Origin of the sequence: Kitasatospora sp. NPDC127116 (genome assembly GCF_042677365.1) — a bacterium.
GTDB classification, from domain to species: domain Bacteria; phylum Actinomycetota; class Actinomycetes; order Streptomycetales; family Streptomycetaceae; genus Kitasatospora; species Kitasatospora lactacystinica.
The window spans coordinates 124,798-138,555 of sequence record NZ_JBHXTL010000009.1; the positions used below are offsets into that span (position 1 = coordinate 124,798).

12 protein-coding genes and 3 pseudogenes are annotated in these 13,758 nt (G+C 72.5%); 9 read left to right on the forward strand and 6 right to left on the reverse strand.

The annotated features are described in order from the left end of the window. Positions 1–158: 158 nt before the first annotated feature. Entirely contained in the window at positions 159–2,342 is a 2,184-nt protein-coding gene (locus ACFVHV_RS06225; RefSeq protein ID WP_380349121.1) for an LPXTG cell wall anchor domain-containing protein, read from the forward strand. 149 nt (positions 2,343–2,491) lie between these two features. Here the strand turns inward: ACFVHV_RS06225 and ACFVHV_RS06230 are convergent, their stop codons facing one another. Continuing rightward, on the reverse strand, positions 2,492–3,055 hold the full coding sequence (locus ACFVHV_RS06230) for a hypothetical protein (protein WP_359914522.1): 564 nt from the start codon (positions 3,053–3,055) through the stop codon (positions 2,492–2,494). Positions 3,056–3,432: 377 nt separating this feature from the next. On the opposite strand from ACFVHV_RS06230, the gene ACFVHV_RS06235 reads away from it, so the two are divergent. Beyond that, positions 3,433–4,656, forward strand: a complete 1,224-nt coding sequence (locus tag ACFVHV_RS06235) for a glycosyltransferase (protein WP_380349123.1) — start codon at positions 3,433–3,435, stop codon at positions 4,654–4,656. A gap of 97 nt (positions 4,657–4,753) precedes the next feature. On the opposite strand, the gene ACFVHV_RS06240 is transcribed toward ACFVHV_RS06235, so the two are convergent. Next, positions 4,754–4,939: a hypothetical protein gene (locus ACFVHV_RS06240; protein WP_380349125.1), complete on the reverse strand. Its 186-nt coding sequence runs from the start codon at positions 4,937–4,939 to the stop codon at positions 4,754–4,756. A 137-nt stretch (positions 4,940–5,076) separates the two neighbouring features. Between ACFVHV_RS06240 and ACFVHV_RS06245 the strand changes: the two genes are divergently transcribed. Together ACFVHV_RS06245 and ACFVHV_RS06250 are read left to right on the forward strand one after the other, a co-directional pair. Continuing rightward, a complete protein-coding gene (locus tag ACFVHV_RS06245) occupies positions 5,077–6,000 on the forward strand; it encodes a phosphotransferase family protein (protein ID WP_380349127.1) in 924 nt (307 codons plus the stop codon). Between the two features lie 47 nt (positions 6,001–6,047). Beyond that, entirely contained in the window at positions 6,048–6,617 is a 570-nt protein-coding gene (locus ACFVHV_RS06250; protein WP_380349129.1) for a peptide deformylase, read from the forward strand. 61 nt (positions 6,618–6,678) lie between these two features. Here the strand turns inward: ACFVHV_RS06250 and ACFVHV_RS06255 are convergent, their stop codons facing one another. Together ACFVHV_RS06255 and ACFVHV_RS06260 are read right to left on the reverse strand one after the other, a co-directional pair. Next, positions 6,679–6,885: a hypothetical protein gene (locus tag ACFVHV_RS06255; protein WP_359914536.1), complete on the reverse strand. Its 207-nt coding sequence runs from the start codon at positions 6,883–6,885 to the stop codon at positions 6,679–6,681. 10 nt (positions 6,886–6,895) lie between these two features. Continuing rightward, positions 6,896–8,155: an MFS transporter gene (locus ACFVHV_RS06260; RefSeq protein ID WP_380349131.1), complete on the reverse strand. Its 1,260-nt coding sequence runs from the start codon at positions 8,153–8,155 to the stop codon at positions 6,896–6,898. 214 nt (positions 8,156–8,369) lie between these two features. Here ACFVHV_RS06260 and ACFVHV_RS06265 point away from each other — a divergent pair. After that, positions 8,370–8,477 (forward strand): annotated as a pseudogene (locus tag ACFVHV_RS06265) (DUF4157 domain-containing protein); the annotation flags it as partial. A 150-nt stretch (positions 8,478–8,627) separates the two neighbouring features. After that, on the forward strand, positions 8,628–9,317 hold the full coding sequence (locus ACFVHV_RS06270) for a hypothetical protein (RefSeq protein WP_380349132.1): 690 nt from the start codon (positions 8,628–8,630) through the stop codon (positions 9,315–9,317). Positions 9,318–9,537: 220 nt separating this feature from the next. Here the strand turns inward: ACFVHV_RS06270 and ACFVHV_RS06275 are convergent, their stop codons facing one another. After that, positions 9,538–11,055 carry an FAD-dependent monooxygenase gene (locus ACFVHV_RS06275; protein ID WP_380349134.1) on the reverse strand — a complete coding sequence of 506 codons (1,518 nt, stop codon included), beginning with the start codon at positions 11,053–11,055 and terminating at the stop codon, positions 9,538–9,540. Positions 11,056–11,549: 494 nt separating this feature from the next. Here ACFVHV_RS06275 and ACFVHV_RS06280 point away from each other — a divergent pair. Next, positions 11,550–11,838 (forward strand): annotated as a pseudogene (locus ACFVHV_RS06280) (IS5/IS1182 family transposase); the annotation flags it as partial. Positions 11,839–11,850: 12 nt separating this feature from the next. On the opposite strand, the gene ACFVHV_RS06285 reads toward ACFVHV_RS06280, so the two are convergent. Then, on the reverse strand, positions 11,851–12,651 hold the full coding sequence (locus ACFVHV_RS06285; RefSeq protein ID WP_380349136.1) for a hypothetical protein: 801 nt from the start codon (positions 12,649–12,651) through the stop codon (positions 11,851–11,853). A 252-nt stretch (positions 12,652–12,903) separates the two neighbouring features. Here ACFVHV_RS06285 and ACFVHV_RS06290 point away from each other — a divergent pair, with 252 nt between their 5' ends. After that, the gene (locus tag ACFVHV_RS06290; protein WP_359915663.1) at positions 12,904–13,416 is read left to right on the forward strand and encodes a SigE family RNA polymerase sigma factor; all 513 of its coding nucleotides are present in this window, start codon (positions 12,904–12,906) and stop codon (positions 13,414–13,416) included. After that, positions 13,409–13,758: pseudogene (locus tag ACFVHV_RS06295) on the forward strand (hypothetical protein); the annotation flags it as partial. The gene ACFVHV_RS06290 and the pseudogene ACFVHV_RS06295, both read left to right, overlap by 8 nt.

A 13,758-nucleotide genomic window follows, 5' to 3' on the forward strand; every position in this document is an offset into this window, starting at 1 on the left:
CATCCCCTCACCCTCCCGTACCCTCAAGCACTCCCAGGAGACCTACCTTGAGCGACCGCATACCATCCGTCACGAACGCGGTGCGGCCGATACCCGGATCCCGGGCCCGGCGCGTGCCCGGTCGCGCGGTACTCGGGGCTCTCGCCACCACGACGCTCGTGCTCGCGTCGTCCGTGCCGTTCGCCGTGCACGCCGCCGCGGCACCGCCGGCGAAGGCCGGTACGAGCGGGGCGCAGCGGCCGATCGGTCCGAAGCCGGCGCTGGACCTGCTGGCGCACGGCAACCTCACGATGGCGTCCAACTCGGTGGTCTCCTGCGACCCCGAGGACAGCGACTGCGACCTCAACGCCTACAACAACAACCGGGTCAACTGGGTCAAGACCGACCCCAAGGCCCCCGGGAACACCGCCTCCGCGGCCACCCTGACCGTCCCGCCGGGTGCCAAGGTGCTCAACGCCCGGCTGTACTGGCAGTCCAACCCCGTCGGAACCTCGCGGCTGTCCACCTCCGGTGACGCCTCCAAGGCCGACCAGGTCGAGTTCAAGGTCCCCGGCGCCACCGGCTACCAGCGGCTCACCGCCGACACCTACGACTGGTTCGACCAGAAGACCGGCGGCACGCCCCCGGCCCCGCTCACCGCCCACGCGGGCGTCAAGGACGTCACCGACCTGGTGCGGGCGGCCGGTTCCGGCGAGTACACCGTGGCCGACATCCAGGCCTGTCAGGGCCGCTCCTCCACCTCCGACTTCGGCGGCCAGAACGTCGGCTGCTGGGGCGGATGGTCCCTGGTCGTCGCCTACGAGGACGCCAAGGAGCCGCTGCGCTACCTGCAGGTCTGGGACGGCTACCAGCTCATCCGCCCGCCCGAGCCCAGCATCACCATGACCCTCGACGGCATCCGCACCCCGGCCGGCCGCGCACCGGCCGCCACCATGGGCGTCATCGTCGGCGACGGCGACGCCCCCATCGCCGGGGACTCCCTGGAAGTCGGCCCCGACGCCGGCCGGCTGACACCGCTGCTGATGCCGACCGCCACCGGACCCGCCCCCGACAACGCCTTCACCAGCCGCATCGACCGGGTCGCGCCCGACGGCACCGGCACCAACCTGACCGACCGCAACCCGAACACGGTCAACAACGTCGGCTACGACGCCCGGACGATCGACGTCACCGGCAAGCTGCCCGCCGGCAGCAAGCAGGCCGTGCTCCGCGTCACCGGCCAGGGCGACGCGCTGCACCCCCAGGCGGTCTGGCTCGCCGTCGAGGCCCTGGAACCCGACCTCCAGGTCGTCAAGGCCAACACCCCGGCCGGTACCACCACCAACAACCCGCCCGGGCTCGTCGACCCCGGAGCCGAGATCACCTACACCTTCACCATCGCCAACCGGCACCCCGACGGCACCACCGCCGACCTCGACACCGCCACCGGCGTCACCCTGACCGACGTGCTGCCCCAGGGCACCAGTTACGTCGACGGCTCCGGCACCGGCTGCACCGCCTCCGGACGCAACGTCAGCTGCCCCACCGCCGACCTCGCACCGGGCGCCGAGACCACCGTCTCCTTCCGGGCCAGGGTCGACGCCGGCCTCGTACCGGGCACCAGGCTCGACGACACCGCCTCCCTCGCCTACCGCGGCACCCAGACCGGCCGCGAACAGCACCGCACCAGCAACACCGTGCGCAACACCGTCGCCGAGCACACCGGCTACCGGGTCACCAAGACCGCCGACAAGAGCCAGGCCGCCCCCGGCGACACCGTCACCTACCACGTGGACGTCACCAGCACCGGGAACACGCCCCTCACCGCACTGACCGTCACCGACGACCTGAGCGCCGTCCTCGACGACGCCACCTACAACGGCGACGCCACCGCCACCCTCGGCACCCCCTCCTACACGCAGCCGGTCCTCACCTGGACCGGCGACCTGCCGGCCGGCGGCAACGCCCGGCTCACCTACACCGTCAAGGTGAAGGACCCCGCCGCCGGGGACCACACGCTGCGCAACACCGTGGTGGCCGACCGGCCCGGCGGCAACTGCCCGGCCGGTGCGACGGCCGGGGAATGCACGGCCACCGTGACGGTGACCACGTCCGCACCGTCCCCGACGGCCTCCCCGTCCACGTCGCCCTCCACCACGCCGACCTCCGCGCCCTCGCCGACCGCGACCGACGGCAACGGCGTCGACCCGGCGCCCACCGGCAAGCCGCAGCAGCCGGGCGGTAGCGGCGGTCTCGCCGCGACGGGCAGCCAGGTCGCGCTGATCGGCGGCATCGGCGCCGCCGTCCTCCTCGGCGGTGCGGCCCTCGTCCTCGCCTCCCGCCGTCGGCGCCACCGGCACTGACACCCCGTCCCGACCCTGACGTGGGGGGCGGCCACCGACCCTGTCGGTGGCCGCCCCCCACGGCTGCCCGGCAATGCCCGTCAGTCGGCCCGGCACGGCGCCGGCGCGCGCCCGTACCGGCGGGCGCCCGTACCGGCGCGCGATCCGGCTCAGCAGGGGCTGAGCCACCAGACCCAGTCCCAGGAGGCTTCAACGTCCCAGCTCAAGCCACCGGGTGAGGTCCAGCCGAGATTTCCGTTTCGGTCGTAGAACTTGGCGTGCAATGCGGCCCGCTGATTGTTGATCCACGATCCGGTTCCGGTCCAGGTGATGCGATTCAGCTGATTGCAGGTGAAGAACTGCAGGGACGTTCCCCAGAAGTTCGGCAGGCTGAAAGCGCATACATAGGTGTACGGGCAGAACTCTTCCGGACCGTCCGGCGCGGAGAGATCACGAGCCCGCTGCTCCCCGGGCAACGGAACGAGCAGTCTCCCTCCCGCGCTCAGGTCGATCCTGTTGATGGCTGTCTGGGTCCCGCCCATTGTGGCCAGATAGCCGTTGACCGTGTCCTGAAGTGCCGCAGCCTGAGAAGTGTTCAGCCCGACGCTCCTCGCCTGGGCCGAGAAGTCGGGTCGGGCACTGTTCGGGCCTGCTCCGGTGACGGCACCGGCCGTACCCGTCGTCGCCAAGATCGTGAAGACCGTCACCGCTGTCGCGATGACGGCTTTTCCCAACGCTGTCAGCCTGCGAATTCCATGCCTTGTCATCGAGCCGCCCCCTCCGAGAGATGCCCTCTTCTCGCACTGGAAACAACCTCTTTCGCGCGCGCCCGCTTTCCGGAGTCGACGCAATGGGAAGGCCTTTCCGCGGGTGTGCGCCTTGAGTCGGGCTTTAACTATGCACCGGGGAGCGCAGGTTGAGGCAAGAGGCGGGGTCGATTCATTATCGGCCAAACTTCACCGAAGGTTGGCCCCCTCCGCGCGGTCGGTGGCGGTGAGAGCGGCGCGCCCGGCGAGCAGCCGTCCGCACAGCCCGAGGGCCTCCGGGCCGGACCGTGAGGGCATCGCCCCGAGCCCGGACTCGCACGGGCCCGTCGTGGAGAATCACCTCCATGCGCATCCTGATCGTCACCACCGGCTCCCGCGGGGACGTCGCACCGTTCACGGGCCTGGGCCGGCGTCTGACGGACGCCGGGCACCGGGTCGCCGTGGCCGCCCATCCGACCTTCACGACACTGATCGAGTCCTGCGGCCTGGAGCACCGGCCGCTGCCGGGGGACCCGGAGGAACTCATCCGCGCCAGGGCCCGCGCGACCTCCCCGGAGGAGACCCGCGCGCTGATGACCGCGTTCGTGGACGGACTCGCCGACGGCGTGGCGGACGCCGTGGCGGGCGGAGCCGACCTGCTGCTCACCGCCTTCGCCCCGTCGCCGCTCAGCCGCACGGTCGGGGAGGCCCACGGCCTGCCCGTCCTCGGCACCTACCTCACGCCCGCCTTCGCCACCAGGGAGTTCCCGCTGCCCGGCCCCGCCGGCAGCGAGGACCTGGGACCGGAGGGCAACCTCGCCGCCGGCCAGGAACGGCTCCGGAGCGCGGACCGGCTGTTCTCGGGCGCCGTGACCCGGATGCGTCAGCGCCTCGGCCTGCCCGGCACGACACCACCGCCACCGCTCGGACACACCCGCCCGGTCGTCCACGGCTACAGCCCCCTGCTGCTGCCGCGCCCGGCGGACTGGCCGGCCCCGGTCGACGTGGCGGGCTTCTGGTGGCCCGCCCGGCCGCTGGACTGGCAGCCCCCGGCCGAACTGGTCGACTTCCTCCACGCCGGCCCGGCCCCGGTGTTCATCGGCTTCGGCAGCATGGCACCCGGCGAGGGCACCCGGCTGGGCGAACTGGTGACGGCGGCCGTGCGGCAAGCCGGCGTACGCGCAGTCGTCCAGGCGGGCTGGGCCGGACTGGAGGCCGCGGGCGACGGCATCCTCTCCATCGGCGACCTCCCCCACGACTGGCTCTTCCCCCGAACCGCCGCCGTTGTCCACCACGCCGGAGCCGGCACCACCGGCGCCGCGCTGCGCGCCGGGGTCCCCGCCGTACCGGTGCCCGTCATGGTCGACCAGCCGTTCTGGGCGGCACGGCTGCACCGGCTGGGAGTCGCCCCGCAGCCCGTGCCGTTCGCGGAGCTCACGGCCGAACGCCTCGCCGCCGCCATCACGGCCGCGCTGGCCGAGCCGGTCCGCCGTCGTGCGGCCGCCGTGGCCGGGCTGATCGCAGCCGAGGACGGCGCCGGTGCCGTCCTCGACCGCATCGCCCGGATCGACGAGAACCCTGGCCGCTGAGCCCCGCCGCCCAACCGCCCGCCGCCGGACCGTCCGCCGCCGGACCGTCCGGGGCGGGGGAGCCGAGCCGATCATGGGTGCTTCACAACGCACACGGTCAGCTGCGTCGGCCGGCCCTGATGCCGCAGCGGGTGGACCAGCAGCCGACGGGAACCAGCCGCTCTCCGTTCACCCGCACGACGACCGGCTTCCCGTCCTCGAAGCCGATTCGACCACCGACGGCCAGGAAGAGCGGTCTCGCCAGCTCGAAGGCGTAGCCGTTGTCGGTTTCAAGGTCCTCCACCAGAACCAACCGTGAGGTCGGCGTGGCCCCATCGGCAAGCAGTCGCATGCCGAGATGGTCCCACGCTGTGCGATGCCGCCACGGACCGGTTCAGAAGGCCGGCAGACCAGAGTGGCGGCCGGCACTAGCATGCGTGGATGGACCTTTCGCATCTCGGCACGCCGATCGGGCCGATGACTCGCGTCCACGGCGGGTTCGCCAACCGGATGTACCGGCTCGACACCGACCAAGGGTCGTTCGCGGTGAAGGAGTTGAACCTCGTCGACCGCCGCTGGACCTATCGTGTCGAGGACGTGTTCAGGTTCGAGCGGGCGGCCTTCGCCGCCGGCATCCCGATGCCGGAGCCGATCTCGGCCGGCCACCGCACGCTCGTTCATCGATGGGTCGAGGGAGAGAAGGTGCCAGAGGCACCGGTGTCGGCGGCGTACGCGTTCGAGATCGGTGAGATCCTCGCGCGCGTCCACGCGCTCGACGTCGCGTGGCCCCGTGAGTCGATCGAGGAACCGACGTCACGGGACTGGCCCGAGCTCGCCGCGCGGGCGGCGGCGACCGGACAGCCGTGGGCCGACGAACTCGCCTCTCACGTCGAGACGTTCCTCGCGATCGCCCACTTCGTCGACACCTGCGAACGGCCGGGCCCCGTCGTGCTGACCCACGGGGACATCCAGCCGTGGAACCTGCTCGCTCGGGAGGGTCGGCCGGTGGTGCTCGACTGGGAGCTGTCGGGCATGCTCGACCTGTCCGGTGAGCTCGGCTCGACCGCGCTGAGCCTCGCGAAGGGGCCCGGCTTCGACGGCATCGAGCCCGCCGTCTTCCGCTCGGTCCTCGATGGCTATGTCGCGGGGGGCGGAGCGCTGCCGCCGTCAGGTCCGAGCTGGTTCGTGTTCATGATCGGCGGCTGGCTGGGCCACACGAGGTGGAACATCCTCCGGTGCCTCGCCGGTGTGGAGGCGAGCACCGGCCCCGACCTCGCGCGGTCGCACGAGTCCGTGCGCAACGGCGTGCGCGGCCTCCCCGACCTGTTCGGCCGGCTTCCGGAGCTCGGGGCGCTGCTCGCGTGACGGTCCTGGGCCCGACCCGAACGCGACACAATTCAAAGGGAGTTCAGGTGATCCAGGTGCGTCCCAGCGAGCAGATGCGTGACCTCGGCGTCGTCCGGGAGGGCGCGCCCGTCCTTGCCGAGCCCGCCCGTCCCTTCGACCTGCCCGCCGAGCGCGAGGCCGCCGAGCAGGTCGTCGAGAAGCTGTTCGCCGCCATACAGGGCATCGGCCGGGTCCACCCCTTCGCCAAGGGCATGGGCATCGCGGCACCGCAGATCGGCATCGGCCGGGCTGCCGCCATCGTCCGGCCGGCCGAGCCGGGAGCGCCGGCGATCGTCCTGCTCAACCCGACGATCACCGACCGCTCCGACGAGACGGACGAGCAGTACGAAGGCTGCCTGTCCTTCTTCGACGTCCGCGGCATGGTCCCCCGACCACTGCGGATCATCGTGGAGAGCACCACGCTGGACGGCCGGCTGATCACCACCACGTACGATCGCGGACTCGGCCGCTTGGTCCACCACGAGATCGACCACCTCGACGGCCTGCTCTACACCGCCCGCATGCGGACCGGCATCGAGCCCATCCCCGTCGAGCAGTACCGGCAGACCGGCCGGGCATGGGCCTACGAGCAGTGATCCCGGCCCGGCCGGCCCCGGGCGCTCACCGCATCGAGGCCTCTCTGTCGCGGATGTGCGACTACCGTGCGCGGCCGATCCGCCCGGTGACGACGGCCAGGGCGGTGCCCAGCAGCACCAGCCCGGCGTACCCGGCGGTCTCGTGGCCGCCCGGGACCAGGTACTGGACGAAACCGAAGAGGCGGAAGCCCCCGAGGTGGTCGGAGAGCAGGCCGCTGATCCCTCCGACGATGAGGGCGAAGCTCACGAAACCGAGCAGATTCTTCATGCCCCTGAGCCTAGAGACGCAGGTCAGCCCCGGTATCCGACTTTCGGTGCGACCTGTCGCCACCAAAGTCGCGCAGTCGGTGGGCGGCTGACGCGGCGGAGAGCAGCGCGGGGGCGGCCGCCAGGGCGAAGCAGAGCGGCAGCGGCAGCCGGCCGACCAGCAGGCCGAGGGCCGCGGTGCCGCCCGCCGAGCCGGCGTTGAAGGCGGTGTTCACCCAGGCGCCGGCCCGGGTGCGGGCCTGTGGTGCGGCCGTCTCGTCGGCGATCAGGTAGGCGGTGGTGACGACGGGGGAGACGAACAGCCCGGCCAGTGCGACGGCCGCGGTCAGCACGGGGAGGTTCGGTGCCAGCCCCGCGCCCGCCAGCGCCAGGCCCAGCCCGGCGACCAGCAGCGGCAGCCGGGCCCGGTTCGGGGCGGACCAGCCGACGGCACCGTAGGCCAGGCCTCCGACGGCACTGCCGGCCGAGAGCGCCGCCAGGATCCAGGCGACCGCCCCGGCCCGCCCGTGCTCCTCGGCGAAGGCCACCACCATCAGGTCGAGCGCCCCGAGCGCCAGCCCGGTCGCGGCCGAGGCGAGCACCGCCCGGCGCAGCTCTCCCCCGCCGTCCGGGCGCGCGCCGGGTGCGGCCGGTCCGGTCCGGTCCGCCTCCCGCGCGGCGGGGGAGGAGACCAGTGCCAGGGTGCCCGCCAGCACGAGCCCGGCGCCCGCGGCCACCCCGGCAGCCGGACCGGCGAGCACGAGCAGCAGCCCCACCAGCAGCGGGCCGCTGACGAACAGCAGTTCCTCGGCGACGGTGTCCAGGCTGTACGCCCGTCGGAGCAGCTCCTGGTCCGGCAGCAGTCGGCGCCAGAGCGTGCGCATCACCGGCCCGAGTGGCGGGGTGCAGGCACCGGCGGCGACCACCAGAGCACCTGTCAGGACCGGCGGCGTGCCCGGTCGCCAGGTGGCGCTGGCCACCAGGGTCAGCAGCCCGGCGTACAGCGCGGCCATCGGCGGCAGCGCGCGCCGGGGGCCGTACCGGTCGACCAGGGCGGCACGGGCCGGCGAGAGGAAGACGCTGGTCAGCCCGAACAGGGCCAGCACGGTGCCGGCCACCGGGTAGGAGCCGGTGGCGTCCCGGACGGCCAGCATCATGGCGAGCGGGACCATCCCGTACGAGAGCCGGCCCAGCAGGGCGGCGCCGAAGGTGCGGCCGGCGTGCGGGGCGCGCAGGACGGCGGCGTAGGAGGGGGTCGGCGAAGAGAAGTGGGAGGGGTTGGGCGAAGACAAGGGAGACGTTCCTCGGCGAAGGCGGGCAGGGCGGGGCCGTGCCCGGAGGCGTGCGGGGACACCGGAGCGCCGTGCCCGGTGAGGGGGGCACGGTTGTGGCGGGTCCGCTACGCACGGGGGAGGAACATGTCCGGAACCGTAGCAGGCCCGCCGTCCAGTAAGGCTTGCCTTGCCAACCGGTCGGGCCCGCCCCTAGGGTGAAGTCCTCAGCGTCCTGCGTGCCCCGGGGCGTCCGCTCGACCATGACACCCGCACCGAGAGGGAAGGCCGGTTCGGCGCGGACTTCTCGGATGTCCGTGTCCATACGGACTCGGCTGCGCGACGTGGCCGGCGGGCGTCTTGTCGGGGCTTGATACTGGTGGGCCCGCGTATTCAACCGTCGCGAGTTGACCCACCTGACTCCGGCACCGCTACTGAGCGTGACAGCCTTGGGGAGATTCCGGGTGTCAGGGGCATCCGGTTGGATGGGCACATGACTGTCCACGACGTAGCTCGCCGGCTCCCTTCCATCGCCGACCTGCGGAACCTGTGCCGCTCACTGGCGATGCTCGACGCGATCTTGAGCCCGGACTGGGAAGGCCGGTACTACTCCTTCAACGCCGGCTGGGCCGACGGCGAGGAGATGGCGTCGATGCGCAACGGGTCGGGGGACGAGTACTCCATCGTGTTCTCGGCTGCCGGGGCCTATGTCCGCGGCTTCGCCCACGAAGCACCGATGAGCCCGTACGGCAACGATGGCGAGCCCTGGCCGGGAGTGATCGACGAGGTTCCGGAGGTCTTCAAGCCCTTCGTCGAGGAGCCGGCGTTCACCGACGAGGACGACGTTCCCGTTGTGACGGCCTGCCTCTGGCGGGAGGCGACGGACGATCGGTGGCGGCACGGCATGATCGACTTCCCTGCCGGGTGTTCCGACCCCGACGGGGCAACAAGCCTGTTCGAGCTCCTGGTCGACCGTTCGCCGGAAGCGTTCCAGCGCTTCGCCGAGGACTACTACGAGGTTCCCGTGGACCTGGAAGCGGTGCGCGACGTCTATGCCTTGCGACCGCTGAGCCGGACGCTCGTGTCATCGCTGAACTCGGAGCTCACCCTCGCAGACCTGGCCGAGGACATCGCCGAGATCGGCTACCCGCAGCCGGTCCGGGACGTGATCCGAGCTTCGTGAAAGCGACGGGCCGATATCGACGGAGCGGTGTGAAACGACCCCGGCGGCCGTCAGGCCGCCGGGGTCGTCGTGAACACTGCGTCGGCCTCACGCTCACGGTGTCGCGTGGCTCGCGGGGTACTCGTGCCGATGGGGTGGGTCCCACGATGTTGAGGGTCGGGCCTTCGCCGTCCGGGACTTCGGAACCGAAGACGACGCCGGGTGCCGGGCGACGCCCGTTTCAGCTTTCCGGACTGCCGAACCAGCGTCCCGCGGCCCGCTCGAACGCTTCACGGTCAGGTGTGCGATCGCCTGCCCAGGCGACCACGCCGTCGGGCCGGACCAGCACGGCACCCAATCCGAGGTCGTCCTTCGCCGGGCCGGCCGCGTACCGCATCCGGCCCTCCCAGCCCCTCGCCGGAGCGTGCAGGCATCGGTCGGTGCTGAAGTCGAGCGTGACGCCCCGTCCGTCCCGCATCAGGTCGCCAAGACGGGTGCCGTCCTCCAGACGAAGGTCCGGGGCGCTGCGGCCGACCAGCGGGTGCTCGCTGTCGAGGTCGTAACGGACGGACGATCCCGACATCCTCTCGAACACGTAGGTCGCTCCGTCCCGGGTGTTGATCAGGTCGCGAATCACCCCTTGGACGGCCTGGCCGTGCGGGTCCGGCCGCATGGCCGCCACCTGTGCGCGCGACCAGTCGAGCACCGCCGACCCCACCGGACGGCGCTCGCGGCCGTAGGTGTCGAGAAGTCCGTCCGGCGCGTGTCCGTGCACGGCCGCCGCCAGCTTCCAGCCCAGGTTCAGGGCATCGCCGATGCCGGCGTTGAGTCCCTGCCCGCCCAGGGGCGAGTGGATGTGAGCGGCGTCGCCCGCGAGCAGGACGCGTCCGTGCCGGTAGGTCGTCGTCTGCATCGCCCGATCGGTGAAGCTCGACGCGAGACGGACCTCGCCCAGCGTCACGTCGGTGCCGGACACCCGGCGCAGAACCGTCTGGAGATGGTCGCGCGTCGGCTGCCGCGAGCGATCGAACGCGCCGCCGTCGAAGTCCAGCACGGCGATGTAGTCCCCCGCGGGCTGGAGGTACATGCCCGTGGGTGTCAGATTGAACCCGGGGCTCAGCTTCTCGGGGTCGGCGACGGTGGCGAGCATCGTGTAGCCGGTGCACAGCGGCTCGGTCCCGACGAAGTCGAAGCCCGCGAGCCCGCGTACGGTACTGCGTCCGCCGTCGCAGCCGACCAGCCAGCGCGCCGTGTACGCGTGTTCGCCCGCCTGCGCGATCACACTCCCGTCGTTGTGCGCGATGGCCGAAACCGTGACGCCGCGCCTGACGTCCACGCCCAGCTCGGACGCCCGCTCGGCCAGCACCGCCTCGATGGCTTCGACGTGTGTCGGCATGCCCTCCGGTGCCGGGTTGGGCAGCCGGTACGGCAGGGCCGCGAAGTCGATCTTGGCCGGATCGAGCATCATGCCGGCGAAGTGGCCACCACGACGGGGAGCTGACGGCGCGTCCGGTCCCGATTGCGCGCCGGGCTCATCGTCGACGCCCGATGCCTTCAGCAATTGGTGCAGCATCCCGCGGCGGTAGAACGCCTGGACCGAGGCGGAGGACAGGCCCCGGATGCCGAGCGGCAGCGCCTTGAACGGCGAGCGGGGTTCCGGGTCCCGTTCGAGCACCAGGACCGAGCAGCCCGCGAGGCCGAGTTCGCAGGCGAGGAACAGCCCCACCGGGCCGGCGCCCACGATCACTACGTCATGCACAAGAGATCCCCTTCCCCTGAATCCACAGCCGGATCGGCACCCGGCGGGACCACTCGAAGGTCCCAGAGCCCACCTGCATCTGACCGACGCGTCACCGACAGGCCGCTGACACCCGACCGGCAGCCTGCCGGGCACGCCGGCCCGCGTGCCCGGTCCGTGCCCGGTCCCGGGGTTCCCGCGGCGCTGCCCGGTCTCAGCGGAACGCGGCGGCGTTGCGGGCGGGCCCACTCGGCGAAGGGCCGAGGGGCGCGGCCGAGGACCGGCCGGATGTCCGGGCTGATGCGCAGCTCGGCCGGGCCCGGGGAGGCGCCGAGGGCGGCGGCCAGGGCGCCGGAGGCGTCGGGATCGTCGTGGGGGGAGTGCGGCTCGGATCCTGCGGCAGGCTCCCCGTCGGTCGAAGGCGCAGGTCAACGGGTGCGTCCGCGGGGCTTGAGCGGGGTGCCGGGGAGCTCGGGGGCGGGGAGGCGGTCGCCCGGGTAGCCCTCGCCCGCGGGGGCTACGTCAGCGGCAAGTCCCGTTGCGTGCTGGGGGAGTCGGGTTTCACCGGTGAGATCGCCCGCGAGGGCGTCCCCGCCCCGATCGGGCCGACAGGAGGTGGGTGGTGGGGCGGAGCCGCTCGTGGATGAACGGCTTCGGCGGGCTGCGGTGCCGCACCGGGAAGCGCGGCCGCGTCGCGTCGTGGACTTCTTCCGCTGCCTGTCCCCCGTGATCGTCGCACCGCGTGTGCTCGTCCGCCGCACGGCCCCGCGCCGCCGCGGGGATGATCGCCCCACCACTGGGCGCGCGGTGTGGTGCTTACGGGTGGGTGGCCCTGATGTTGGGCTGGGTCTTCTGGTTGTAGATCTCCTTGCCGTCCGCGTTGTAGGCGTGGACGTAGGGGGCCGGGGGGAAGGAGTTCGCGTTGTTTCCGGTGGAGACGGCCGCCGTGTAGGCGAAGGCGCCGCCCGCCATGACGGCCGGGTACTGGGTCGGGTCGTCGCCGTAGCTGATGGTGACCTTGGCGACATCGGGTGTGTAGTGTCCGGCGCCCAGGGAGAGGAACTGCCCGGCACCGGCCGGGGTGCTGAAGCTGTCGAAGAACGAGATCAGGTGACCGGTGCCCCACAGGCGGTCGTTGATGAACGTCGCGGGGACGGACTTGCTGTTGCCCTGGTGGCCCTTCGACTCGCACTGCACGTACTGGCCGGCGGAGTTGACGGCGATGACCACGCCGTCGGTGTCCGGCGAGGCGACGGGAGCGCGGACCGCGATCACCGCCTGGTACTGCGACGCGTCGGAGCCCAGGCAGGAGGCCAGGATCCCGGCGACGGCCCCGGCCTCGATCGGGGTCGTCGCCGTGCTGGTGACGGTGAAAGCCGCCGGGGTAGCAGTCGCACCGGTGACGGCCGAGCCGCCGCTGGGGATCACCGAGGCGTCGGCCGAGCCGGCGTCGGAGGCCGTGGCGGTGGGCGTGGCGGTGGGCGCACCGGAGGGCTTGCCTTGGGCCGTGGGGGTGGGCGTGGAGGTGCCGGGTGCGGCAGTGGCCATTCCCCCCGCGGTCGCGATGGCCGCGGCGGTGACGGTGGCGGCGATGAGCATGATCGGGCGGATACGCATGAATCCGTGTCCTTTCCTGCGGGCGTCCGGTTGATGCCAGCACCCCTGTACGCCTCCCGGCGCCCGGCGGGTCGCACCCCGCACACGTGATCCACGTCATAGTCCGTGGGCGCAACGCCGGGACGGGGCTCGTGCGTACAGGGCGGGAGGCTCCGCCCAGGACGCACGGATCCGCCGCCGCGGCCGAGGAGTGCTTCCTCGCGCACCGCCTGTGCCGCGAGCTGACGGACAGCCCCGGAAGAGAGGCCCTTGATGACGCCACAGGAGTTCGACGCGTTCTACGCGGCGTCCTTCTCCCGCCTGACCGGGCAGCTCTACGCGATTACCGGCAACTGGTCCGAAGCGCAGGACGTGGTCCAGGAGGCCTTCATCCGCGCGTGGGACCGAAGGCGTACCTTCGACCCGGGCAACGCCCCGGAGGCATGGATCCGGACCACGGCCCGGCGGCTGGCCCTCTCCCGCTGGCGACGTCTGGCCCGGGGCCTGCACTTGGCCGGACGCCACCACCGCCAGGAACCACCCACCGTCGAGCCGCCCACCGAGGAGCACCTGATGCTGGTCGCCGCGCTCCGCGAGTTGCCCGAGGCACAGCGGAGCGCCCTGGTCCTGCACCACATGTGCGATCTCTCCGTCGAGCAGGTCGCGGCCGATACCGGCGCCAGCGTCAGCGCCGTCAAGAGCCGCCTCGCCCGCGGCCGGGCCGCGCTCGCGGCCAGACTCGCCGACCTGACCCCGGCCGGCGAGGAAGGAAAGCTCCGTGTCTGACCCCATCCACGACACCCTCGCCGACCGGCTGCGGCTGCTCGGCACGCAGATGCCCGCACCGACCCTGCCCGCTGCGGAGATCCGCCGGCGCGCCGACCGGCGCCGCCACCGCCGACACGCCCTGGGCGCGGCCGCGGCCTGCATCGCAGCAGCCCTGTGCCTGGCTCTCCCGTCCGCGCCGCACTCACCGGGACCACAACAAGGAGCAGCCACCACAGAGACCCCCTCCGTGCCGGCTTCCCCCCACCCGCCGGCGGCTTTCACCGTCACCGGCACGGCGACGACCCCGATCGAGGCCGGGGCCGTCGCCGGGATCCTGGCCTCCTGCCTGGGCTCCGACTG